21 protein-coding genes and 1 pseudogene are annotated in these 22,881 nt (G+C 63.3%); 17 read left to right on the top strand and 5 right to left on the bottom strand.

What is annotated here, in order from left to right; translation table 11 throughout:
• Window positions 1-10 precede the first annotated feature (10 nt).
• The 6 genes and pseudogenes from ABIC94_RS19710 to ABIC94_RS19735 form a co-directional block, all read left to right on the top strand.
• Window positions 11-850, top strand: a complete 840-nt coding sequence (locus ABIC94_RS19710) for a hypothetical protein (protein ID WP_354374666.1) — start codon at window positions 11-13, stop codon at window positions 848-850.
• Between the two features lie 11 nt (window positions 851-861).
• Window positions 862-1,260, top strand: a complete 399-nt coding sequence (locus tag ABIC94_RS19715) for a hypothetical protein (protein ID WP_354374667.1) — start codon at window positions 862-864, stop codon at window positions 1,258-1,260.
• A 234-nt stretch (window positions 1,261-1,494) separates the two neighbouring features.
• Window positions 1,495-3,231 carry a ShlB/FhaC/HecB family hemolysin secretion/activation protein gene (locus ABIC94_RS19720; protein WP_354374668.1) on the top strand — a complete coding sequence of 579 codons (1,737 nt, stop codon included), beginning with the start codon at window positions 1,495-1,497 and terminating at the stop codon, window positions 3,229-3,231.
• 319 nt (window positions 3,232-3,550) lie between these two features.
• Window positions 3,551-4,012: a hypothetical protein gene (locus ABIC94_RS19725; protein WP_354374669.1), complete on the top strand. Its 462-nt coding sequence runs from the start codon at window positions 3,551-3,553 to the stop codon at window positions 4,010-4,012.
• A gap of 51 nt (window positions 4,013-4,063) precedes the next feature.
• Window positions 4,064-5,005 (top strand): hypothetical protein, encoded by a 942-nt coding sequence (locus ABIC94_RS19730; RefSeq protein ID WP_354374670.1) that lies wholly within the window; start codon window positions 4,064-4,066, stop codon window positions 5,003-5,005.
• A gap of 167 nt (window positions 5,006-5,172) precedes the next feature.
• Window positions 5,173-5,430, top strand: a pseudogene (locus tag ABIC94_RS19735) (helix-turn-helix domain-containing protein); the annotation flags it as partial.
• Between the two features lie 143 nt (window positions 5,431-5,573).
• Here ABIC94_RS19735 and ABIC94_RS19740 read toward each other — a convergent pair.
• Complete coding sequence (locus ABIC94_RS19740) at window positions 5,574-5,948, bottom strand: helix-turn-helix domain-containing protein (RefSeq protein ID WP_354374671.1); 375 nt, start codon at window positions 5,946-5,948, stop codon at window positions 5,574-5,576.
• Window positions 5,949-6,080: 132 nt separating this feature from the next.
• Between ABIC94_RS19740 and ABIC94_RS19745 the strand changes: the two genes are divergently transcribed.
• From ABIC94_RS19745 to ABIC94_RS19765, 5 genes are all read left to right on the top strand, one after another.
• Window positions 6,081-6,428 (top strand): DUF2958 domain-containing protein, encoded by a 348-nt coding sequence (locus tag ABIC94_RS19745; RefSeq protein WP_354374672.1) that lies wholly within the window; start codon window positions 6,081-6,083, stop codon window positions 6,426-6,428.
• 432 nt (window positions 6,429-6,860) lie between these two features.
• Window positions 6,861-7,754 carry a LysR family transcriptional regulator gene (locus tag ABIC94_RS19750; RefSeq protein ID WP_354374673.1) on the top strand — a complete coding sequence of 298 codons (894 nt, stop codon included), beginning with the start codon at window positions 6,861-6,863 and terminating at the stop codon, window positions 7,752-7,754.
• Window positions 7,755-7,892: 138 nt separating this feature from the next.
• A complete protein-coding gene (locus ABIC94_RS19755; protein ID WP_354374707.1) occupies window positions 7,893-8,867 on the top strand; it encodes a Bug family tripartite tricarboxylate transporter substrate binding protein in 975 nt (324 codons plus the stop codon).
• Between the two features lie 4 nt (window positions 8,868-8,871).
• Window positions 8,872-10,053 carry a CaiB/BaiF CoA transferase family protein gene (locus ABIC94_RS19760; protein WP_354374674.1) on the top strand — a complete coding sequence of 394 codons (1,182 nt, stop codon included), beginning with the start codon at window positions 8,872-8,874 and terminating at the stop codon, window positions 10,051-10,053.
• The gene (locus ABIC94_RS19765; protein WP_354374675.1) at window positions 10,050-10,811 is read left to right on the top strand and encodes an enoyl-CoA hydratase; all 762 of its coding nucleotides are present in this window, start codon (window positions 10,050-10,052) and stop codon (window positions 10,809-10,811) included. The genes ABIC94_RS19760 and ABIC94_RS19765 overlap by 4 nt, the downstream gene beginning before the upstream one ends.
• A 30-nt stretch (window positions 10,812-10,841) precedes the next feature.
• Here the strand turns inward: ABIC94_RS19765 and ABIC94_RS19770 are convergent, their stop codons facing one another.
• Window positions 10,842-11,246 (bottom strand): hypothetical protein, encoded by a 405-nt coding sequence (locus ABIC94_RS19770; protein WP_354374676.1) that lies wholly within the window; start codon window positions 11,244-11,246, stop codon window positions 10,842-10,844.
• Between the two features lie 1,008 nt (window positions 11,247-12,254).
• Between ABIC94_RS19770 and ABIC94_RS19775 the strand changes: the two genes are divergently transcribed.
• The 5 genes from ABIC94_RS19775 to ABIC94_RS19795 all read left to right on the top strand — a co-directional run bounded on the left by ABIC94_RS19775 (window position 12,255) and on the right by ABIC94_RS19795 (window position 19,620).
• Window positions 12,255-13,559 carry an HlyD family efflux transporter periplasmic adaptor subunit gene (locus tag ABIC94_RS19775; protein WP_354374677.1) on the top strand — a complete coding sequence of 435 codons (1,305 nt, stop codon included), beginning with the start codon at window positions 12,255-12,257 and terminating at the stop codon, window positions 13,557-13,559.
• 38 nt (window positions 13,560-13,597) lie between these two features.
• A complete protein-coding gene (locus tag ABIC94_RS19780) occupies window positions 13,598-14,917 on the top strand; it encodes a hypothetical protein (RefSeq protein ID WP_354374678.1) in 1,320 nt (439 codons plus the stop codon).
• On the top strand, window positions 14,905-18,303 hold the full coding sequence (locus ABIC94_RS19785; protein WP_354374679.1) for an efflux transporter outer membrane subunit: 3,399 nt from the start codon (window positions 14,905-14,907) through the stop codon (window positions 18,301-18,303). The genes ABIC94_RS19780 and ABIC94_RS19785 overlap by 13 nt, the downstream gene beginning before the upstream one ends.
• Before the next feature lie 223 nt (window positions 18,304-18,526).
• Window positions 18,527-18,892 carry a hypothetical protein gene (locus ABIC94_RS19790; protein WP_354374680.1) on the top strand — a complete coding sequence of 122 codons (366 nt, stop codon included), beginning with the start codon at window positions 18,527-18,529 and terminating at the stop codon, window positions 18,890-18,892.
• A gap of 89 nt (window positions 18,893-18,981) precedes the next feature.
• Entirely contained in the window at window positions 18,982-19,620 is a 639-nt protein-coding gene (locus ABIC94_RS19795) for a L,D-transpeptidase (protein ID WP_354374681.1), read from the top strand.
• Window positions 19,621-19,733: 113 nt separating this feature from the next.
• On the opposite strand, the gene ABIC94_RS19800 is transcribed toward ABIC94_RS19795, so the two are convergent.
• Window positions 19,734-20,015: an HU family DNA-binding protein gene (locus tag ABIC94_RS19800; protein ID WP_354374682.1), complete on the bottom strand. Its 282-nt coding sequence runs from the start codon at window positions 20,013-20,015 to the stop codon at window positions 19,734-19,736.
• 269 nt (window positions 20,016-20,284) lie between these two features.
• On the opposite strand from ABIC94_RS19800, the gene ABIC94_RS19805 reads away from it, so the two are divergent.
• Entirely contained in the window at window positions 20,285-20,542 is a 258-nt protein-coding gene (locus ABIC94_RS19805; RefSeq protein ID WP_354374683.1) for a hypothetical protein, read from the top strand.
• A 31-nt stretch (window positions 20,543-20,573) separates the two neighbouring features.
• Here the strand turns inward: ABIC94_RS19805 and ABIC94_RS19810 are convergent, their stop codons facing one another.
• On the bottom strand, window positions 20,574-22,580 hold the full coding sequence (locus ABIC94_RS19810; RefSeq protein ID WP_354374684.1) for an AsmA family protein: 2,007 nt from the start codon (window positions 22,578-22,580) through the stop codon (window positions 20,574-20,576).
• 9 nt (window positions 22,581-22,589) lie between these two features.
• The gene (locus tag ABIC94_RS19815; protein WP_126747001.1) at window positions 22,590-22,835 is read right to left on the bottom strand and encodes a GlsB/YeaQ/YmgE family stress response membrane protein; all 246 of its coding nucleotides are present in this window, start codon (window positions 22,833-22,835) and stop codon (window positions 22,590-22,592) included.
• Window positions 22,836-22,881 lie beyond the last annotated feature (46 nt).

A 22,881-nucleotide genomic window follows, 5' to 3' on the forward strand; every position in this document is an offset into this window, starting at 1 on the left:
GAGCAGAGGAATGAACTTCAAAGATGCGTGGCTTGCCCAGCTCAAAACAGATCTTTCAAGCGATGGCGGATGGAGCAAGATTGTCGAAAATAGAGAACTCAATGGGTTCTACTGCAGCGACGACTGGTCCAAGCTGGCAAGACCCGGATCACTCGCCCGCGATCTTGAGAACGCCGTAGAAGTGGCGGTAGGCGAATACGGTCATCCCTACGTCCGCAAGTTCTTGGGTTGGGCAATCGAGGGCTTGGAGAAAGCACTTGTCGATCCCCGCTTCGAGAGCGATGACAACTCAATGCGTGGCTGGAAGATCGATGGCATTTTCCCGGGCAACCATGGTCAAGTACTGGTTGCCTTGGCACTCGCGCGGGCGATGCGTGATGATGCAGAGCCTGACAGCGCGATGCTCGCGCAGGGCGCCCGTGAGATTGCGCAAACGGAAATGCAGGAGTCGGGCAGCTACTGGAGCCAGGCGCAAAGCGGCTACATGCGTGCGATCAACCTGCTGCTGATTGCCGGCGAAGTCGCGGAGGCCAAGGCGATGTTCAAGACGCGCAAGAAGTTTGCGTACACGCAGCAGCATTTCGATTGGCTCAAGACCTTCGCCACGGCGATCCCCGATCAGCCGCCGCATGTGCTAACGGACCCTGCGATGCACCAGCATCTCCAGGGGAAGTTCGACATGTATCGCAATCCTGCCTATGTCGCGCCATCGAAGGACGACCACGGAGGGAATCTGACTGGCAGCATCACGATGCTCCGACTGGAAATCGCCCTTCTCAAGCAGAAATTCATCTTGGGGCAGCCGATTGGCGGCCGCTGGGGAGGCGTCATCGCTCACATTAGCGAATGAAAAGAAGTCCGATGATGAATACCGTTGAGCAAGCCTACGACGCCATCGGGACTTATTTGCTCTCGTTTATTGGTTCGCGGCAATGGGAGGGCGCAGTGTGCAAGCTGCGTGTCTACGCGAAGATGGCCTCCGGTTCCCATTGGCTGATCATGAATGGCGTAGTCGATGAGTCGCGGGGGTTTGAGGAAAACCAGGATGCCATGTGGGCCGGGCTAGATGCGGCGATTTTCCTCCGCGACGAGCTTCTCAGGACCACTGGCCAGCGTATCTGGGGCCTGACCTTCACGCTCTTTCCAGATGGAAAATTCAAGCTTGAGTACGACTACAACAAGCCTGACGACTATGAGGAAACCGACGAAACGATTGATGTGTCGTTGACGGATTTCGTCGACCAACTCAACAAGAAGTAGGCCGCGAAAGTGGACTGCGTCCGCGACTGCTCGGCATCACTGGTCACCGGATTGCACAAAGAAACCATTCCGAAATAGAAGGCAGTTGACCGGACGGCTTGTGCCCGCGTCTGAAAGCCCTGTTTCATTAATTTCCTTGCGATCGCGTGAGGACACATTTCCTCGCATGGCTACTTCATGACTTACACCCCCCGTTCTCGCGTAGGAAGAGGCGCCTGCGCTGCTGCATTTGCCATGGGCACGTCCGTGCTGGCGCTGGCCCAGCAATCTCCGACCACCCCCCAACCCTTCGTCGAGCAGCAACGCCAACAAGAACGCGAACGCGCCCTGCGCGAGCAGAACGAGCGCACCGTCGACCAGCGCCTGCAGACGGCACCGCCTATACCAGTGGCACGCATTCCCGAGACCGAAGCCCCGTGCTTTCGCATCGACCGCGTGCGCCTAGTCGGCGACGAGGCTGAATTGTTCCAGTGGGCTGTTTCCGATCTGTCGGGTCCTGAGGGCAACGACTCACCCCTTGGCCGCTGCCTGGGCACCGCGGGCGTGAACGTGGTGCTCGCCCGCGCCCAGCAGGCGGCCATCGCGCGGGGCTTTGTCACCACCCGGGTGCTGGCCGCGCCGCAGGATCTTTCCACCGGCACCCTGACCCTCTCGCTGGTGCCTGGCCGCATCGCGGCCATCCGCCTGACGCCGGACTCTTCGGCCACGCTGCTGGGCAGCGGCGCCTTGCTGGGCTCCGCCATTCCCGCCCGCCCGGGCGATCTCTTGAACCTGCGCGACATCGAGCAGGGGCTGGAGAACCTGAAGCGCGCGCCCACGGCCGAGGCCGACATCCAGATCGAGCCCTCGACGGCGCCCAACGCCAGGCCGGGCGACAGCGACCTGGTGGTCAAGTACGTGCAGGCCAGGAAGTGGCGTGTGGCCCTGAGCCTGGACGACAGCGGCACCGAGGCCACCGGCCGCTACCAGGCCGGCGCCACGGTGTCGGTGGACAACCCCTTCGGGCTGAACGATCTGTTCTATGTCAGCGCCAACCACAGCATCAACAACCATTTCCTCTCGGAGCCGAGCTACGGCACGGAGGGCCAGACGGTGCACTACTCGCTGCCCTACGGCTACTGGATGCTGGGCTTCACCGCTTCCAACAGCCAGTACCACCAGAGCGTGGAGAGTTTCAACGGGCCCATCACCTACGCCGGCAAGTCCAACAACGCCGAGGTCAAGCTCTCGCGCCTGCTGTACCGCGACCAGAGCCGCAAGACGACGCTGGCGCTCAAGGGCTTCCGCCGGGAGTCGCGCAGCATCATCGAAGATGAGGAGCTGCCGGTGCAGCACCAAGTGGTGGGGGGCTGGGAGCTAGGCCTCAATCACAAGGAGTTCATCGGCGAGGCCACGCTGGAGGGGACGCTGGCGTTCAAGCACGGCACGGGCGGCTTTGGCGCCAGGACCTCGCCGCAGGAGATCTACCACCGCGACAACCCCGCCGAGCCGCTGGACGGCACCTCGCGCATGAAGCTCTACACGGCCGAGGTGAGCCTGAATGCGCCGTTCAAGCTGGGTGCGCAGAAGCTGCGCTATTCGGGCTTGATCCGCGCGCAGTGGAACCGCACGCCGCTGATGTCGCAGGACCGGTTCGCCATCGGCGGGCGCTACACGGTGCGCGGCTTCGACGGCGAGACGAGTCTGATGGGCGAGCGGGGCTGGCTGATCCGCAATGACATCGGGTGGGCCATCCCCACGGGTTCAGGCCAGAGCGGGGCGGAGCTGTATGTCGGTGCCGACTACGGGCATGTGGGTGGGCGCTCGACGGTGGACCTGCTGGGCCGCAGCCTCGCGGGCGCAGTCATTGGCGTGCGGGGGCAGTGGAGCAAGTTGAGCTATGACTTCTTCATGGGGGCGCCGATCAGCAAGCCCGAGGGGTATCGCACGGCCAGGGCCACCTTCGGGTTCAATCTGAACGCAAGTTTCTGAACATCGGACAGATTGCAGGTACTGACACCGCACTTTCGCGCATCGCACAGGTCTTCGGTCGACGAAGCCGCATCAATGTCTATCTCTTTGCCAGGGTTTGAGGAAATCAGACCCCACGCAGGCAAGTCAAGACGCATATTTCTTTTGACCTCTCCTATTCTTGAAGTGCGCGGAGTGCGACTTAATTGACGGCCAGCATGGTGCCGGTTGAGCGCCACCTGAGAAGATTGGCCGGGCTCGATCTTTGTCACAGACATTTTGTCGGTGAGAACTTCCTTGACCTCATCTTCCATTCGACACACTTTTTTCGCGAAAAAATATGAAATACCTCTCCTCGATCCTTGCCGTTGTCGCGTTGGCAGGTTGCGCTTCCGGCAGTCGACCGACGACGGTCGAAGCTGTATCGCCAAACACGCCCGAAGCCATCAGGGCATTCGAAGAAATCTGCCTCAAGACAGCGCCTACCTTCGCTCGTGCCGCGGGCGCCGCCGGCGCGTTTGGTGTATCGGACTTCACGTCACTTGGCCCGGGAAAGATGGGTTTCAACCGAGACCAAAGCCTGGGCGTACAGATCAAGGAAGGAATTGAGTGCGCCATCACGACGCCGTCCCAAACCGACCGTGGGCTCACAAGAGTCTTCCTGCAGTCTGTTGCGCGTGCCGCCAATGCGTCCCCAGCATCCAAGGTGCCGTTCAGGGCCGCTGTCGCAGGTCAGATGTTCATCTTTCAGCACGACCGTTCGGGTGGCGAAGCGTATGTCATGCTCAAGGCAGGCAAGTAGCGCGGGGCTGGGATGTACCACATGTGTGCCCATCTCCGTCGGTTCGTTTGCTTGACCATCTTCGGCATGGCCCCCATTTTTTGCTGCGGTGCCAATGCCCAAGAGGTCAGCGCATTCCTGCGAGATGTCATCCGCGGTTCGCCGCAAGCTCGGATCGAACTCGAAGGACGCATCTATCACCTGCAAGTTGCACGCGAACTTGCATCGCGGACATTGCTCTTGAACAAGTGCCCGAATTTTCGGGAAACACCCAAGAACCCAAGATTTGATGACTTCGCGGAGGCATTGCTCAAATCGCTCGGCGCATCCGATCCGAATTCGTCGACGCTTTTTACGGTCCATCCTCAACTGCAGGATGCTGTCATCCAAAATAGGCTATCCGATGCCCAGATCGAGTTGATCTCCACGATCATGCGTTCACCGGGCTACGGTGAGTTCGTGGAGTATCTGTCTTTCGAGCGCGCCGAGTTGGAGATCGCCGCCGGGTTCGTCGATGTCAACACTGGCAAGCGAGCTCCTTGGATTGCCGCCAGGGCGCTCGCCTTCCTGCGGAAAAGTCAGTTCTATCCGCTGCTAGTGGCCAATAGCAGCGCTTTCGATCGTACTTTGCTCAACAGCCGGTTGCTCGACAGCATCCGGCCGAGCGATGGATTTTCCGACGAGGCGTACCTTGACGCTTTGACCGCTATTTTCGAGAAAGAAGTTGATTCGCATCCGCTGCGCTCCCGATTGCCACCGGGATTGCAGCGGCTCCTTGTTCAGCACGATTCGCTGGGTCTGGATGCGATGCGCGGCGATGCGGTTTTGGCGACAGACGCCGTGCCCGTGACGCCCGCGTCCTGCAGCGCAAGGACGGCGAGCAGCTGCGTGGATGCTTCTTGGCTGGCTCGGATGGCGGCGTCGAAGAGGGAATTCGAGGCAACGCAGTACGAGAATGCAGGTCTCATTTTGAAAGAGCGATTTTCTGACCTCTGCCAAGTCAAGCCGAGGTAGAAATGTCGAGTTACTCGGATGCTGAAAAAAAGAGGATCCGAGGAACATCGAAACCTTTAAATGTTGATTGCCACTGAAAATTGACCCGGCTAGCGCACTAATTTCCGTCTAAGACTGACCCACGTAAAACCCTACCCTGCTCATTTTTAAAGCAGGGGATCCTAGGAGTGATAGACGTGGCGACATTGAGTGTCATCAGACGCTGGGCCCTGCGCGAGCAGATGTCCATTCGCGAGATAGCCAAGCGTACAGGCCTGTCTCGCAACACCGTAAAGAAGTACCTGCGAGCCGGCGAAGAAGCGCCGCGCTACGCCAAGCGGGCGAGCTCGAGCAAGCTCGCCCCCTATGCCGAGAAGCTCGCGACCTGGCTCGCGATCGAGGCCACCAAATCGCGGAAACAGCGGCGCAATCTACGGCAGATCCACACACTCAATCTAAAAAGGAGAACATCAAGCACTTATCCACATCGTGAAGCCTTCGGGCTCACAAAGCGTGTGGGTCAGTATTCGATGGAAATCTCGGGTCAGAGATCGGTGGAATCCAACATGAAGGGAGCACGCAGAAGAGTTCAACTCCTGCGTAAGGGCTTGCCTGCAGGCTTCGCGGGCTTGTTCAAGACGGCCTGATTCTTTCTCCGCAGCAAACCACCTTCCGATGTCGGAGCGTTTGTAGCCACGATTCCTTCGAAAAGCACAGGCAACGTAGTCCCCAAGCTGTAGCAGAGGGTTGCCAGCGTCATCACCGAGGGATTGATGTGACCTCCTTCGAGCTTGGAGATCCGGGACCGCTCGACCTCCGCGTCGTAGGCCAGGGCCACTTGAGTCTTGCCAGCGGCAAGTCTCAGCTTCTTCAAGTTCTTCCCTAGCGCCAGCGTTACTTCATTCGGCAAGGTTCCAGCAGCAGGTGCTGGCGGGGGAGTGGCTCTTCGGCTGGCATTTTTCATCGCTTCGAGCGTGAAGAAATGTGCACCTCAAGGAAACGTCTTAAACGGCACATACTCGACAATGTGTTCTTTAAGACATGCTTGAAAGATCACTGTCCGAGTTCGTTCAGGCAGCGACCTTGGAGGCCTTTCTTGGAACTCATCACCCCCGAGTTGCACCGACTATTGCTGGCCAACGGCAAGGCGTCGCGCAGCAACCCTCGCTTCGATCCGCATCCGGTGGTCAAGTGGCTCAACCCGCGCGGCGCCGCCAGGTGGCTCATCACTGAACTGAACCCCGACGACGCAGACACGGCCTATGGCTTGTGCGACCTTGGCATGGGCGCGCCTGCGCCGGGCCATGTATCCGCGCGCGCGCTGATGTCGATCCGGCTGATGGGCGGCACCCTGGGCATCGAGCGCGACCTGTACTGGAAGGCGAACAAGCCCTTGAGCGAATACGCGCGGCTGGCGCGGCGCGCCGGGCGCATCGTCGACTGAGCTTTTCTTGTGCCCTCCGTATGTGGCGCCGCGCGGTCACTGGGCTTGCCCGGATCTTGAAAGGTGACAGCGGGCGGCATCGAGGCGTTTTTTCCCTGAGCGGATCTTTGTTCCCTTGCCTCTACCAACGCCGGCCGCTGTCGGAAGGCAGTGTGCGTGCGGCGGGCGAAGTCAACGTGAAGTCCGTGCGAGAGTTCCGTGAAGTGATACCCGCCGTCTTGCCATGGGCCACTTCGGGTCCGTCCAGAGTACGCGTACTGTTGCGGGGTGCGCAGGGCGCCTGCCTGCGCAGAGGCTTTTCCACCGTCTTATCCACCGCAGTGGTGGACAACTCCCCCTCTGTGATGGGCGGTTTGGACGGTGGAGCGACGCAAAGTTGTACACATTTGGTATTACATATCGCTCATAACTAACAGTGCAATAACGACCCCCATGAAGCTCGACTCCACCACCGTCCAACTCGTTCTGTGCATTGCCGAGGAAGGCAGCATTTCGCGGGCCGCCGACAAGCTGAGCCTGGCGGTGGCCGCCGCGTCCAAGCGCGTGACGGACCTGGAGGCGCAATTGGGCGCCAGGCTGTTCAAGCGGGTGCCCCACGGCGTGTTGATTACCGAGGCCGGCAGCCGGCTGATGGCGCACATCCGGCAGATCGACAACCTCATTGGCCGGCTCGAGGGCGATGCCCAGGTGCTGTGCCGCGGCCAGGATGGGCGCATCCTCATCGGCGCGCCGAAGGCGGCCATCATCCAGTTCCTTGCGAAGGACATCGCCCGGTTGCGCGACGCCTACCCGCAGATCACGCTGAAGATCATGGAAGAGAACAGCAAGATCGTGCAGCAGTTGCTGCGCGACAAGGTGATCGACGTCGGCATCTATGAGAAGAAGAGCGGGTTCCTGGATCTGCCGAAGTTCGACTACCGGCAGGACAGGCTGGTGCTCGTGTACAGCCGCCGGCATTTCCAGTTTGCGGCGGAAGGGCCCCTGGGCATCGACGACTTTCTGGACCTGCCGATCGTGAGCCTCGGCAAGGGCTCGGCGATTCTGTCGGCCTTGCAGGGGGCCTACCGCAGCCGCGGCCGATCGTTCCCCAACAACTTCTCGACCAGCGGTTTCGACACCATGCTGGCGCTGGTGCGCCATGGCTTGGGTGTGGGCCTGATGCCGCCCGAGGTGCTGCGCAGCTTTCACCCCGAAGACGACCTGGGCTCGGCCGAAATACAAGGCGACTGGCACCACCGCGCCTATGTGCTGTCCTGCGTGGAAGGCCACGCGCAGGAGCAGACGCTGCGCAACGTGGTGGCCCAGTTGATCGGCAACAAAGCCTAGGAAGAAAGCGGCCCTTTTGCGGCTGCGGCTTCGCGGATTGCGAAGCCAGGCATGCCTTTCACATTCTTGCGACGTCCTCTGCGCTACGGGAGAGTAGCGGCACTACTACTACGACAGAGACAAAGGACGCACGACATGATGAAACGCCGAAGCTTCATTGCGGCCAGCGCCGGCGCGCTGGCCGCGCCCTGGGCCCTCGCGGCCACGGAGCTGCCCAAGGGCATCGTCAAGATCTACGTGGGCTGGGCGCCGGGCGGCGGCACCGATGTGTTCGCCCGCATCGTGGGGCAGAAGCTCTCGGAGCTGTGGGGCCGCTCGGTGGTGGTCGAGAACAAGCCCGGCGCCACCGGCGCGCTGGCGGCGGACTTCTTTGCGCGGACCCGGTTCACCGAAGGCGTGAACCTGCTGATGGCCCATGTCAACACGCATGCCATCTCGCCGCACATTTTCAAGAGCATCACCTACGACCCGCTGAAAGACTTCGCGCCCATTGCCATGGTCGGCGCCACGCCGCACATCCTGGTGACCAGCGCGAAGAATTCCACCGGCTCGGTCAAGGAGGTGGTCGAGCAGTGCAAAAAGAGCCCGGGGAAGATCAGCTTCGGCTCCTCCGGCACGGGATCGGTGCAGCACCTGGCGGCCGCAATGTTCAACATGGCCGCCAACGTCAAGAGCATCCACGTGCCCTACAAGGGGTCGGGTCCGATGCAGACGGACCTGATCGGCGGGCAGATCGACTACAGCTTCGACACCATGACGGCGGCCACGGCCCAGGTCAAGGCCAAGCGCATGACGGGCATCGTCCAGACGCGCCTGCAGCGGGCCAAGGGCTTTCCAGAAATGCCGACCATGGACGAGCAGGGTTTCAAGGGCTTCGACGTATCCAGCTGGTATGGCGTGGTCGGCCCCAAGGACATGTCCAGGGACCTGGCCCTGCAGATCAATGCCGACATCAACAAGGTGCTGGCGCTGCCGGACGTGGTTGCGCGCTTCGACGGCTACGGCGTGGAGGACGGCGGCGGTTCCGTCGACAAGTTCGCGGCTTTCATGGCTGCCGAGTTCAAGAAATGGGGCGACGTGGTGCGCACCGCCAAGGTCACCGAGGAGAGCTGAAAAAATGAACCACGCGCGACAACTGCCGCTGCAGGGCATCCGGGTGCTGGACGTGAGCCAGGTCATGGCCGGGCCGTTCGCCTGCATGCTGCTGGCCGACCTGGGCGCCGATGTGATCAAGGTCGAGCCGCCGAGCGGCGACCAGACCCGCGGCGCCATGGGCTTCAAGATGAAGGGGCCGGACAGCATGGGCTTTTTGAACATGAACCGCAACAAGCGCTCGCTGACGCTGGACCTCAAGAACGAGGAAGACCGTGCGTCCTTCTACAAGCTGGCCCAGACCGCCGACGTGATCGTCGAAAACTACCGCCCCGGCGCGGTGCAGCGCCTGGGCATCGACTACGAGTCGATCAAGAAGATCCACCCGAAGATCGTGTACGTCAGCATCTCGGGCTTCGGCCAGAGCGGCCCGTGGGCCGACCGGCCGGGCTTCGACCTGATGGCGCAGGCCATGTCTGGCGTGATGAGCGTGACCGGCTACCCCGGCGAGAAGCCGGTCAAGGCCGGCGTGCCGGTGGCCGACATCGGCTGCGCGCTGTTTGCCACCTACGCGCTGCTCGCGGCCTACATCGGCGCGCAGAAGTCGGGCGTGGGCCAGCACATCGACGCCTCGCTGTTCGACGCGGCCATGGCCTTCTCGATCTGGGACATGTCCGAGTACTGGGGCACGGGCACGCGGCCGACACCGCTGGGCACCAGCAACAAGATGAGCGCGCCATACCAGGCGGTCAAGGCGCGCGACGGCTACTTCGTGATGGGCGCGACCAACCAGAAGCTCTGGACCCGGCTGTGCGAACTGCTGCAGCGGCCAGACCTCGTCGAGCACGCGGACTACGCCAGCGTGTCGCTGCGGCTGAAGAACCGCGAGGCGCTGATCGAGGCACTCGAACGGGAGTTCGGCCAGCGAAACAGCGCCGACTGGATCGACGCCATGCTGGCCGCCGGCATCCCGGCCGGGCCCATCCTGTCGTATCCGGAGGCGTTCGAGGGCGAGCACGGCACGCACCGCCGCATGTGCATGGAGATCGACCATCCGATCGAGGGCAAGGTCAAGAACATCGGCTTTCCCGTCAAGCTGCTGGGCACGCCGCAGCAGGTGCGCCGGCACCCGCCATTGCTGGGCGAACACAACGAGGAAATCCTGGCCGAGATCAACACGCCGGCCGGCGCGGCGGAGGCCCTGTGAGTTCAGCTGAATGCGTGCGGCTGGGAGTCCGTGCCTCGGGCGTGGCCGAGATCGTGATCCATCGCCCCGAGCGCCACAACGCGATGACACTGCCGATGTACGAGGCGCTGCTGGACCACATCGGCGCGTGCGTGCGAAACCCGGCGGTGCGCAGCGTGCTGTTCAAGGGGGCGGGGGGCAAGTCATTCATCTCGGGCACGGACATCGGCCATTTCAAGGACTTCCAGGGCGGCCGCGACGGCATTGCCTACGAGGCTTTCGTGGAGCGCGTCATCGATGCGGTCGAGCGCATTGCCGTGCCCACCGTGGCCGTGGTCGACGGCTGGGCCGTCGGCGGCGGCCTGGCCCTGGCCACGGCCTGCGATTTCCGGGTCTGCAGCGACGCATCGCGCTTTGGTGCGCCGATTGCCAAGACGCTGTCCAACACCTTGTCGTCGCGCAACATCGCGCGGCTGCAGGCCGCCCTGGGCGTGCCGCGCGTCAAGCGCATGCTGCTGCTGGCCGACTACCTGACGGCGCAGGAAGCGCTGGCCTGCGGCTATGTGCATGCGGCCTGTACGCCGGGCGAACTGGATGCCGCGGCCCTTGCCCTGGCAGAGCGGCTCATGGCGCTGTCGCCGGTCACGCACAAGGCCGTGAAGGAGAGCATTCGCCGCATCGTCGTCGAGCAGCGGCTGGATGACGATGACCTGATCGAGGAGGTGTATGGCAGCCAGGCATTTCGCGACGGGGTGGCTGCTTTCATCGGGCGTGCCTAAGTAGTGCAGGGCAGGCGTGCCCTGATGGTTTCACGGCTGCTCGAACCGTATCTCCGCCACCGTGGGCGCGGTGGGCTCCCTGGTGTTGGCATTTGCAATGGCGCCGTCCTTCTCGTACTTGAACCAGTAGCGGCAGCCGGTGCGGGCCACCATGGTCACGCACATGGCGCCGTCGGGGTTCAGAAACCACTTGCCCGAGGCGCGGCCGGGGCCGCTTCGGTTGACAAAGTCGACGCGGCCGTCGGCATAAAACTGCCAGCGCGAGATCATGCCGCTCGCAAGATTGCTCGAGACGATGGGCTTGCCGATCAAGGTGCTCTCGATCTCGGCCTTGCTCAGGTACACGCGGTCGTGCGGTCCAGGGGGCTCGTCTGAAATGGCGGGAACGGCTGCAACGCAAACAAGCGTGCGAATGGCGAAGCGCGTGATGGACATGGCATGCCCTTCTGACGTTGCCGGAAACGTCATTCGTTATTAGTTGAGGGCAAGCTCGACCAAAAAACGTCGGCCCGCGGCGCTGAGGTGTGCGCGGCGGCGAAGGGCTGCTTCGACAAGTCTGCTCAGTTGAAAAAAGAAGAGATGCTTTCCTCGGGTAGTGGTGGTCGGCTGGTGGCGTGCAGCCGGATTCGGCGGGCATCGTGATGCGGCCAATAGTATTCAGTGGCGTTACAGCGCATTAACCAAAAAGCTCTACTCATCAGGGCGTCGGGCATGGGGCATGTGCCTGAAGAACGCACGCTTTTTCTACAGAACAACTCGGCGAAGGCGGTGCTTGTAGGCAGCAATGACACGACCTGTGCTCCGGTGGCCGCTCGGCAACTGGCCCGAAGAGCGGTGTGGGATAGCGGTTTTTTGGCAGCCTGGCAGGGCGCTGCAAATCGCGGAAAAGCACTATGAAGCCAGCTTCGACCGCGCATGTATTGCGCTGTTTCCCAGGTATTGCGGATGTAAATGCGGCCCTCTTGAAGCCGCCCGGCAGTGGGTCGGCCCGGCGTTGCCCAAAACCGTCAGAGTCGGATCAGCTTGGTTACCGGATATGTTCAGCCACCCCCCGCGCGGCGGATCGTGACATGTCGGCCGCCGGACTTTTGGGCGCCGGTGATTTCGGGGCTCCTGTTCCCGGGCTCACTGGGGCGCCCTGGGCGCAAGCGGCCGTTGCCTGCCGCATGAGGCCTTTTGTTGTCAACTCTGTCAAAGCCGACAGTCGTGTAGGACCTTTGCTCAACCAGTGTGTGTCGCCGGAATGTGAAGTCCGCACATCTTGTTGCGCACGGATGCAGTGGTTATTCGCCTTTCGCCGTACCTTCTTATTGCACTGCAGCATGCGGATGCGGCGCCCTTCAAGGGCGGGCTGTTCCACCAGGCTTCAGGGCAAGTTCCCTTTTCATTCACGAGTGTTGCGCCGATCGCTTCGGCGCACGCCTTCGCATCAAGAGGTGAGGTATGCGTGTGTCGAAACTGCCTTCATTCGTTTTCTTTCGTGGCCAGCGCCGCACCGGCAGCAGCAGGGCGCGCCGCGTTCGGCGCGGCGGCTGCCGGGGCCGGCAATCGGGCGCCTTTGTTCCCAAACTGGCCGGCTATGTGCTGCTGGCCTTTGTGCTGTGGCTGATGGTTTCCACGCTGGTGCAGCCGCTGCTGTCTTCGCAGGCCACCCGGGCGGTGCTGCAGGCGCCGGTGGCCTTGATCACGTCGCCCATCAACGGCGTGGTCACGCAAATGGTGGTGCATTCGCGTGACATGGTGCAGCCCGGCACGGTGGTGGCCACGGTGCGCAACCCGACCGTCAACCAGGAAATCCTGACCACGCTGCGCTCGCAGCACCTGGCGCTGCAAAGCCAGTTGGCGCAGCTGGGCAACCAGTTCAAGGCCGACAACCAGGAGATGAAGTCCGTCGGCCAAGAGGCCAACGTTCACCGCCAAGCCTCGGTGGCTCAGGCGTGGGAGGCCTGGCAGGTTGCTCGCCGGCAGCGCGACGCGGCGCACAGCATGGTCGAAGAGCAGGAAAACAAGGTCAAGACCAACCAGGCCTTGCTGGCGGAAGGCGCCATCAGCGAGCAGGTCATGAACGCGTCCGTGGCGCAGCTGAACACGGCGCAAGCCACCGCCGCGGTGGCGGAGCAGGCGTTTGCCGGCCAGGCCCAAACGGTGGCAAGCGCAGGGCAGGGTGCCTTTGTGGGCACCAGCGGCAACAGCCTTTTCCAGACGCTGGCGAGCCGCCGCGAGGCGCTGCGCAACAGCGTGGGCCGCGCCCAGCAGGACGGCACCGCCATCCTTCAACAGCTCAAGCAGGTCATTCAACTCGAAGACGAGGAGCGCCGCCGGGTCGAAAAGCTGTCTTCCTACGAGATCAAGGCCACGCAGGCCGGGCAGGTTCACTCGGTGCTCGCACCAGAGGGCGCCTACGTTACGGCCGGTGCATCGCTGGTGCGCGTGACCGACTGCAGCCGGCTCGGCGTGGTGGCGGTGTTTCCGGCGCGTGTGGCCAAGCGGCTGGGCATCGGCTCCATGCTCGACGTGAAGATCGGCGAAAGCTCCAAGTCGATGCCGGCGCGGGTAGAGCAATTGCTGCCGGTGGCTTCAGAAGAGCTGCAAAGCACCTACAGCGTGCCGTTCCCCTATGCGGAGCAGGGCTCCCTCTACGCCGTGGCGCGCATCGAAAGCAAAGAGGCGCCAGCGGCTCCGGCCGACGGGGGCAGCAACATGTGCGCGCCCGGCAAGGTGGTGACGGCCACTCTTCAAAGATCTTGAGCGCGGGCAGAAATGCACCGCCCAGCCGGAACAAGCCCATGCAGGTTCTCTCCTCCATTCTGCGCACCTTGGCGCATTGCGCTGTCGCATCGATGGTGTCGATGTTGCTGATGCCCGCGGCCCATGCGCAAAAGCCTGGCGCCACGCAGCAGCAGCTCGCGCGCCAAAGCTGCGAGGGGCTGCGCCGCGCGGTGGTTGAAGACCAGAAGGGCGCAGCCTCGGGGCCGCTGTTTCTTGCCAGCTACCGGCTTGCGGACAACAAGCAGGGCCCGCCGCTGGAGCCCGCGCTGGCCGGCGCAGCCTTTACTTACGACAACGCACTGGCCGGCATTGCGCTGCTGGCCTGCGGCGACGCGGCTTCGGCCAAGCGCATCGCAGACGCCGTGGTGCGCGCGATGGAGCGCGACCCGGGCATGCCCGACGGCCGCGTGCGCAACGCCTATCGCGCCGGCCCCATGACCGAAGACAAGGCGGCGCTGCCGGGCCGCTGGGATGCGGGCAAGAAGCAATGGATTGCCGACGCCTACCAGGTGAGCACCGCCACCGGCAACGTGGCGTGGGCCGCCTTGCTGCTGCTGAACCTCTCGGAAGCGGAGCGGTCGCCGGCCTACCTGGCCAGCGCGCGCAAGCTGCTGGGCTGGATCGAGCAGCGCACCCGCGCCAAAAATGCGCCCGACGGCTACAACGGCGGCTGGTACGGCTGGGACAACGCGCAGCGCGCGCAGACCTGGAAGTCCACCGAGCACAACATCGACATTGCCATGGCGGCAGCATGGGCCGCGCGCGCGGGCGGGCCCAACGACGCCGAACGCCAGCAGGCCCGCACCGCGCTCGACTTCGTCAACCGCATGTGGAATGCGCAGGAGCAGCGCTTCAACATCGGCACAAAAGAAGACGGCGCCACCATTTCCACCGAAGCCTCGGGCCTCGATGCGCAGCTGTGGCCTTTGCTGGCGGCGCCTGAAGGCTCTTGCGGCTGGACGCGGGCCCTTGACTGGGTGGAAAAGAACCATCGCTTCGCCGAGGGCTACGGCTTCTCGCGCAACCCCGATGGCATCTGGACCGAGGGCAGTGCGCAGGCCGCCGCCACGCTGGTGGCGCGCAAGGGCACGGCGCCCGAGGCGCTGTGGCAGCTGCTCGCATCGCAACGCGCCGACAACGGCTTGTACTACGCAACCCCGAGCACCCGCATTTCCACCGGCCTGGCCATAGGGCCGGACTCGACGGGCGCCGATTTTTACTACTACCGCTGGCCCCATTTGGGCGCCACCGCCTGGATTGCGCTTGCCGCAACCGGCTTCAACCCCTTCACCGGCAAGACCATTGCCGCAGGAGCTATCCCATCATGTCCAACCTGATCGCTACGCCGGAGTTCCAGCTCAACGCCCTTGTTGCGGGGCTCGCGCTTCTCCTCATGTCATTGGCGCGGGTCGATCGCACCAGCCATCGCATGGTGTTCGGCGCGCTCACCGCGCTGCTGCTGATGCGCTATGCCGTCTGGCGCGTGGTGGCCACCATGCCGCCTTCGGACCTGGGCTTTGAAACGCTGTTTGCATGGGTGTTCCTGGCCTTTGAGCTCACGGCCATCGTCTACACGCTGATGTCCATTCACATGCTGGTGGGCCGCCGCGACAACACGAAGCTGGCCGACCTGGGCGAGGCTGAGCTGCGCCGCCGAGGCGACAAGGTGCCTGCGGTGGATGTGTTCATCTGCACCTACAACGAAGAACTGGCGGTGCTCGAAAAAACCATCATCGCCGCGCAGGCCATCGACTATCCCCGAGTGAACGTCTGGGTGCTGGACGACACCCGGCGCGACTGGCTGCGCGACTATTGCGAACGCAAGGGCGTGCACTACGCGCGCCGGCCCGACAACAGCCACGCCAAGGCGGGCAACATGAACAACGGGCTGAAAATTTCTGCGGGCGTAACCAACGCGCCGTACATCCTGGTGCTGGACGCCGACTTTGCGCCGCAGCGGCAAATCATCTACCGCATGCTCGGCCTCTTTGCAGATCGCAAGGTCGGGCTGGTGCAAACCCCGCAGTTCTATTACAACGCCGACCCCATCCAGCACAACCTGCGCGCCACCGACAGCTGGGTCGACGAGCAGCGCGTGTTCTTCGACGTGCTGCAACCTGCAAAGGACGCGGCGGACTCGGCTTTTTGCGTGGGCACGTCGTTCATCGTGCGGCGCGACCTGATCACCGCCGCGGGCGGCTTCCCGGTCGGCAGCGTGTGCGAAGACATCCACACCACCTACCTGCTGCTGCGGCGCGGGCATGTCACACGCTGGCTGGGCGAACGGCTGTCGAACGGGTTGTCGGCCGAGAGCATCATCGACTACATCAACCAGCGCAGCCGCTGGTGCCTGGGCACGGTGCAGCTCGCGCTGCTGCCCAACGGCCCGCTGCGCGGCAAGGGCTACAGCTTGTCGGCGCGGCTGCACTTCTTGCACGGGCTGCTGCATTGGCTGGGCAAGCCCTTCATGGCAATGATCATGCTGGCGCCTGCGCTGTACTGGTATGCGGGCGTGTCGGTGTTCCACGCCACGCCGCAAGCCTTTGCCTCGTTCGGGTTGCCGCCGCTCATGATGTTCTGGGCCTACAGCTACTGGATCAGCCAGCGGCGCTGCCTGCCGGTGTTCAGCGAAGTGAGCCAGCTCGTGGCCGCCATGGCCGTCACCGGCACGCTGGCCAGCGCAATGCTGCGGCCCTTCGGCCGCCCGTTCAAGGTAACGAACAAGGGACTCGACCGCTCCAAGACGGTGGTGCACTGGAAGCTGGTGGCGGTGTTCGGCGGGCTGCTGGTGGCGTTGCAGCTCGGCGGCGCATCGGTGGCCTTGAGCGGTGAAGAGCTCACGCCGGGCGACGAGCTCAACCTGGTGTGGACCGGCATTGCGCTTGTTCTTTGCCTGGCGGCGCTCATCGCCTGCGTCGATCTGCCGCGGCCCGATCAGGAAGAACGTTTTCCGTGGCGCGCGCGCACCCGGCTGCGAACGGCCGCGGGCGAAATCGACTCGCGCTTTGTCAACATTGCTGCGGATGGAGCGCTGCTCGAATCGCGCGCTCTCAAGCGCATGCGCGTGGGGCAGCCGCTGGAGGTGTACGTCGAGCCGGTCGGCTGGTTGCCTGCGAAGCTTGCCGGCAAAAGCTCGGCCGGTGCCGAACTGCGATTTGCCGGCACCGAGGCGCAGCGCGAACGTTTGGTAAGCCATGTGTTCAACGTGCCCCCAAGCCACGTCGCGGTTCAGGTGCGGCCATGGCGTGCCGCATCGGCGCTGCTCGCGAGTGCAGGATTCGGCGCGCCCGAAGCGGGGTTCGTGCGTTTTTCTCTGCGGCTCATCCTGATGGTGCTGGCGGTGTGCGTGGTGCTGGTGGTGAGTGGTTGCAACATGACGCCGCCCATGAAGCAGCCCGACCTGGCGTTGCCTTCGCAATTCCCTGCGGGTACTGCGGCGCCCAATGCCGAGCCGGTCGAATGGCGCAACTTTGTTCAGGACGATGAACTGCGCGGGCTCATCGCCACTGCGCTCACCCAGAACCGCGACCTGCGCGCCTATGCCGCGAAGGCCCGGGAAGCGCGAGCCGTGTATGCAGGAAGCCGCGCCTCTCTGTTCCCGCAAATCGGGTTGTCGGGCCATGCGCAGCGCGCGCAAACCACGCCTCAAGGCTCGCTCAGCCCAGTGGGCAATGTGCCATCCGACGGGCGTGTGTCGAACAGCTTCGACATCCAGGCGGGCGTCACGTCGTATGAGCTCGACTTCTTCGGGCGCCAGCAGAGCACGGCGCAGCAAGCCGGCGCGTTGGCCGAGGCGGGCGACAAGGACTTTGCCGCGGCCCGCATGAACCTGGTGGGCGAAGTGTCGAACGCCTATCTGACGCTGCGCGCCGACCGTGCATTGCTTGCGCTCGCAAATGCCAACGAAAGCGGCCTGGCCTCCAACGCCGACATGATCGGCCGCGCCAAGGCGGCCGGCGGCGCTGCGCAGCTCGACGTGTACCGCGCGCAGTCGCTGCTGCAGAACGCACGGGTGCGGCAAGAAGAATTCCGCATGCGCGTTGCACAGGATCTGCAATGGTTGAACGTGCTGGTCGGTCAACCGGTGTCGCCCGACACGGGCAGCGCACGGCCTTGGCCGGAGCGCTCGACGGCATCGGTGGCAGCGGGTCTGCCGTCCAGCCTGCTTCAGCGGCGTCCGGACCTTCTGGCGGCGTATTCGCGGGTGGAGGCCGCCAACGCCGGCGTGGGAGCGGCCAAGGCCGCCATGCTGCCCACCATTTCGCTCACGGCGCTGGCGGGCGGCATCAGCGGAGATTTGTCGACGCTGCTGAGCAGCGGCAACAGGAGCTGGGCCGGCGTGCTGGGTGTTTCGCTGCCCATTTTTGACTGGGGCCGTCGCTCGGCCAACATCACCGGTAACGAAGAACGGCTGGTGGCCGCCATGGCCTCCTACGAGTACGCGGCGCAAGTGGCGTTTCGCGAGACCGCCAATGCGCTGATTGCCGACGACCACATGCGTCCGCAGCTCGAGGCACAGCACGCTCGCGTGCAGGCGCTCGAAAAAGTGGCGAGCATTTCTCGCACGCGGTTCCGCGGTGGGCTGGAAGATTATTTCTCCAGCCAGGACGCGCAGCGCGAGCTCTACTCGGAGCAACAGCAGCTGATCGAGATGCAACTCAAGCAGGCTGTGAACATGGTCAATCTTTACAAGGCGCTCGGCGGAGGCTGGCGCAGCGCGTAATGCCGCATGCATTGGCGGAGCCAGGTCGCGCCGTCGCTGCGCTGGGCTCCTTCGATGCATCGCGACAGCGCGTGCAAGCGCGTCAAATTTCACGACTTTTCCGGATCGTCGAGTGCACGCTGTCGTCCTTGCGCAACTCCCTGCGTTCTTGATTGCAGGCTGCGCTGGGCCGGGGCATCCGCCCCGGGGTGCAGTCGGAATCAAGACTCAAGGGAGATTACAAATGAAAATTCAACACGCGATGGCTCACATGCTGGTGACCACGGCCATGGCCTTTGCAATCGCGCCGGCAATGGCGCAAGGCATTGCCCAGACGGCAAAGACCGACATGCCTGCCATTTCGGGCAACCAGTACATGCCGGCCGGACAGCAGAACCAGACCGGCGGTCCCATGGGCGAAACCGGCACCACGCTGCAAGCCGCAATGCCCGCCGTACCTGTTCGTGTCACGGCCCCGGCACCCGCACCCGAGCCGGTACGCATCGTGGCGGCGCCGACGCCGGCACCGGCACCCGTTGCCGCTCCAATGCCTGCACCTGAGCCGGCGCCCGTACCGCCGGTGCGCCGCGCCCGCGCTGACCGCGGGTGATCCATGCGCCTCCGGCGCCTCAGTGTGGCCGCCAATTCTGATTGGCGGCCACGCTTCGAGCCGGGTTCTCGCGCCATGTTGTTCCGCTTATGAAGAACTCCCTGCTCCTGTCTTTTGCGCTTGCATGCGGGGCAACCTTCATTCACGCGGCAACCGGCGCTGCCGAGACTTCCGCAAGCACCGAAGCGTCCGTTGAAGTGCGGCAGCTGGCGCAAGCAGCCACCAGCGTGCAAGACAACCAGGGCCTTCCTTTCGCAATCGTCGACAAGAAGAAGGCGCGCGTTTTCATCTTTGGTGCTGACGGAACCCTGCAAGGCGCATCGCCCGTGCTGCTGGGGCTTGCGCAAGGAGACGAGTCGGTGCCGGGCATCGGCGAGCGAAAGCTTTCCGACATACGCCCCGATGAACGCACCACGCCCGCCGGGCGTTTTGTTTCAGAGCCTGGCATCAACCTGCAAGGCGAAGACATTGTTTGGGTGGACTACGGCGCGGCGGTGTCCATGCATCGCGTTCGAACGAACAACAAGTCAGAGCGGCGGCTGGAGCGGCTTGCATCGGCAAATGCGGAAGATCACCGCATCTCCTACGGCTGCATCAATGTGCCCGCGGCGTTTTACGACACCTATGTGAAGCCGGTGTTTGGCAGTGCGCGTGGGGTGATCTACGTCTTGCCCGAGAAGCAGCCTGCACGAGCGTATTTCAGGTTTTTGCCCGAAGGCGATGGATGACCCTGGTGCCGGGCCTTGTGCAGAGCCGTGCGCTGCAGGTTGGCGCGCCGGCCCGAAAACGCGTTCGAACCGGCGAATCGCCAACTTTGGATCGGGGCTGATGCCCCGATGGATCAGCTCACCTGGTTGATCGCGTCCTTCAGCGCCTTGCCGGCGGCGAACTTGGGGCTCTTGCTGGCCTTGATGGTGATCGCTTCGCCAGTCGACGGGTTGCGGCCCTGGCGCTCGGCGCGGCTCGCCACGGTAAAGGTGCCGAAGCCGATCAGCTGAACGGTTTCTCCACGCACCAGGGCACGCGAAAGATGCTCGAGCGCCGAGTCGAATGCGCGGCCTGCGTCGGCCTTGCTGAGGTTGGTGTCTTCTGCGATTGCGGCAATGAGGTCGGTCTTGTTCAAAACAGGAGTTCCTTTCAATAGAACAGTTGGAAAAAAGATAGGTACAGCACCCGAGTTTGACTGAATGCGAACGCCGAATTCCCGCGTGGCGAGAACTTCGCCGAAGGGTGTGTGGCGTACTGGACAGAGTTGTACCCTAGTTGCGGTGTTACACGTAAACCAATCCCGAACGTGAAACATTTCCTGTGGGAATTCGGGCGCACCACGTATCTTCGTGGCCAAGCCAAACAGGGCAACTTCTGATCTTGCCGGCTTGCACACCCACAGCAATGAATAATTCGGAATCTTCGGTCCTGCGCATCCGCAACTGGCGCGGCACATTGGTGGCTGCCCTCATCGGCCTGCTCATCGTCATGGCAATGATCATGAAGTGGCTCGTCGAATTTCAGGTGGACGCGGCCGAAGAACGCCGCTCGCTAGAGGCGCTTGCGCGCGAGGCCGAGGCGCGCTGTTTTGCGTTGGCTTCGTACCGCGCAACGGATGCGTGCCGGGCGGCGCACGCAGCACGCGTAAATCCGCAGAAATAACGGGCCTCTCGCTGCCAACGCGTTCCCGCTGTCAGCGCGCCGGTGCCTTTGCAGCGGGTGCCTGCGGCTTCTTTGTTGCGGCGGCCTCCAGCGGCGCACAGCCTGCAAACTCCTCCGCCCCCACGTTCAGCAGCGGCAGCAATGCAGCAGCGGGAGCCACGGCACCCAGCGCAATTGCGGCACCCAGTTTGAGCGCAACCGCGCCCTTGTCGACGCCGACATCGGGGTTCTTGAAGGTGCCTTTCACATAGAGCGGCGAACGCAGCGAGAGCACGCGCAGCGCCTTGTTCCGCGGCTGGATCTCCAGTGCCAGTTGCTCGCTGGACAAATTGATTTGTCCTGTCACGTTGATGATCGATTCATCGGTGTCCAGCACAAATGATCGCGTTTGCATCACGCCCTGCGTGACCTTGAAGTCGCTCGCCAGGCAGTTCAGTTGTACCTGCTTGTCGCCAAAGATCTGGGTCGCCACCACGCTGCCGATGTTCAGGCCCATGGCTTCGAGCAGGAACTTGCTCATCGTGCCCTTGCTGACCAGGGCTTTCACCTCGCCGTTGGAGGTGCCCAGCAGGCCCGCAACGGAGTTGCCCGTTGCGGACAACGCGGCGTCGCCGCCGACTTCGCCCAGGCTGGCCTGCATTGTGTTCAGCGTCGGAAAAAGCTCCTTGATCTTCAGGCGGCGCGCCGAAAGCTGCAGGTTCGCGCGAATCGGGTTTTGCCTGCCGTCGAGCTTCACCGTCGCGGCCAGGTTGCCGCCCGCCACGCCGAAGCTCAACGGCGTGAGCGACAGCACGCTGTCCTTGAGATGCAGATCCGCAACCAGGCTGTCGATGGGCAGGTCCTTCGCGTGAATGATCTTGCGGCCGGCAAACTTCACGTCGGCGTCGATGCTGCCCCAGCTTGCCGTGTCGAACTTCTCCACCGGCAACACCTTGTCCGCCGGCTGAACGGCAGCGGCGCCCCGCTTGGCCTTGCTGGCGTTGGAGTCCGCGCCGATCAGCGGCGCCAGGTCTTCCAGCCGCAGCTGGTTGGATTGCACCTGCCCGCGCAGCAGCGGCCGCGGCTGCTGCGAGATGTATTCGAGCGTGCCGCCGATGTCGCTCGCACCCACGCTGCCCTTGAAGTGCTCGTACAGCCAGCGTCCACCGGCCTTGTCGAGCTTGCCGACCAGATGGCCTTCGGTGCTGAACGGAGGCGTGTTCGGCAGCGTGATGCCCGTGATCGGGTACAGGTGCGCCATGCTCGCGCCCGAGAGCTTCAGCCGCAGGTCCAGCGCCGCCAGCGCATCGGGCTTGGTCAACGTGCCCGCGACGTCGATGCGCGTGGCGCCGATCTGTACGCTCGCCTGCAACGGGTAGGGCTTCTTGTCCTGCTGCAGTGAAAGCACCGCGCCCGCCCGGCCGCTTCCGTGCAGCGGTGTCTGGCGAAAGGTGCCGCTGAGCTTCCAGCCGATGCCGTAGCCCTCGGGGCTTTCCTTCGGCAGGCTTTCGACGTCGACCTTGAGGTTGAGCTTCTCCGTCGCATCGGCGAGCTTCACCGTGCCGTGGTTCAGCACCAACCGCTGCAAGTCGAGTTTCCAGGCCGAAGGGGCTGTGTTGTCGGCGGCCAGCGTCCAGTTGTTCTTGCCGTCTGCTGTGCGTTCCAGCGAAAGAACGGGGCCGACGAGCTCCAGTGTCGGAATCTGGATCGTGTGATTCAGCAAAGCAAGCGGATTCAGCGAAAAAGTCAGCTGCCTGATCTCGGCCAGGTGCGGACCGGTCTTGCTCCAATCGGCATTGCCCAGGGTGATGTCTTGCGCACTCAGCCTCGGCCAAGGCACCCAGCGGCGCCAGCCTGTTTCAGTCTCGGGGTTGTTCCACTGCAAGACCAGATCGCCCCGTATGGCGAACGGGCGCCCTGTCGCTTCGCTGACGCGTTCATTGATCCATGGCCTTGCACGATTCCAGTCAAGGCTCAGGACAAGTGCGATGCCAATGGCCGCCAGGCCCAGCAGGAGAAGCAGGGTCCAGGCGGCAATGCGTGGAAATAGTGATTTCAATAGGAAGCGCTATGCGCGCTTGATCAGGCGAACAATGAACAGGAGCACCACGGCACCGACGGTGGCGACGATGAGGCTGCCGACAAGGCCGCCACCCATCGACACGCCGAACGTGCTGAACAAAAAGCCTCCAAGAAAAGCGCCGATCACGCCCACGATGAGATCGCCGACCAGGCCGAAACCGCCACCCTTGACAAGAATGCCGGCCAACCAGCCCGCGACCAGGCCCACAACGAGAAACCACAGAAGACTCATTACCTACTCCCTTGATTGGCCAGGATGGCCTTGGAGCGGCAAGGGT

Origin of the sequence: Variovorax paradoxus (assembly GCF_040544635.1) — a bacterium.
GTDB classification, from domain to species: Bacteria; Pseudomonadota; Gammaproteobacteria; order Burkholderiales; family Burkholderiaceae_C; genus Variovorax; species Variovorax paradoxus_R.

Bases quoted from the DNA above. Each gene is read 5' to 3' on its own strand.
- ABIC94_RS19760 (WP_354374674.1), top strand. From the start codon at position 8,872: ATGAACCACGCGCGACAACTGCCGCTGCAGGGCATCCGGGTGCTGGAC.
- ABIC94_RS19805 (WP_354374683.1), top strand. From the start codon at position 20,285: ATGAATAATTCGGAATCTTCGGTCCTGCGCATCCGCAACTGGCGCGGC.
- ABIC94_RS19720 (WP_354374668.1), top strand. From the start codon at position 1,495: ATGGGCACGTCCGTGCTGGCGCTGGCCCAGCAATCTCCGACCACCCCC.
- ABIC94_RS19710 (WP_354374666.1), top strand. From the start codon at position 11: ATGAACTTCAAAGATGCGTGGCTTGCCCAGCTCAAAACAGATCTTTCA.
- ABIC94_RS19725 (WP_354374669.1), top strand. From the start codon at position 3,551: ATGAAATACCTCTCCTCGATCCTTGCCGTTGTCGCGTTGGCAGGTTGC.
- ABIC94_RS19785 (WP_354374679.1), top strand. From the start codon at position 14,905: ATGTCCAACCTGATCGCTACGCCGGAGTTCCAGCTCAACGCCCTTGTT.
- ABIC94_RS19770 (WP_354374676.1), bottom strand. From the start codon at position 11,246: ATGTCCATCACGCGCTTCGCCATTCGCACGCTTGTTTGCGTTGCAGCC.
- ABIC94_RS19795 (WP_354374681.1), top strand. From the start codon at position 18,982: ATGAAGAACTCCCTGCTCCTGTCTTTTGCGCTTGCATGCGGGGCAACC.
- ABIC94_RS19715 (WP_354374667.1), top strand. From the start codon at position 862: ATGATGAATACCGTTGAGCAAGCCTACGACGCCATCGGGACTTATTTG.
- ABIC94_RS19780 (WP_354374678.1), top strand. From the start codon at position 13,598: ATGCAGGTTCTCTCCTCCATTCTGCGCACCTTGGCGCATTGCGCTGTC.
- ABIC94_RS19775 (WP_354374677.1), top strand. From the start codon at position 12,255: ATGCGTGTGTCGAAACTGCCTTCATTCGTTTTCTTTCGTGGCCAGCGC.
- ABIC94_RS19755 (WP_354374707.1), top strand. From the start codon at position 7,893: ATGAAACGCCGAAGCTTCATTGCGGCCAGCGCCGGCGCGCTGGCCGCG.
- ABIC94_RS19750 (WP_354374673.1), top strand. From the start codon at position 6,861: ATGAAGCTCGACTCCACCACCGTCCAACTCGTTCTGTGCATTGCCGAG.
- ABIC94_RS19815 (WP_126747001.1), bottom strand. From the start codon at position 22,835: ATGAGTCTTCTGTGGTTTCTCGTTGTGGGCCTGGTCGCGGGCTGGTTG.
- ABIC94_RS19740 (WP_354374671.1), bottom strand. From the start codon at position 5,948: ATGAAAAATGCCAGCCGAAGAGCCACTCCCCCGCCAGCACCTGCTGCT.
- ABIC94_RS19790 (WP_354374680.1), top strand. From the start codon at position 18,527: ATGAAAATTCAACACGCGATGGCTCACATGCTGGTGACCACGGCCATG.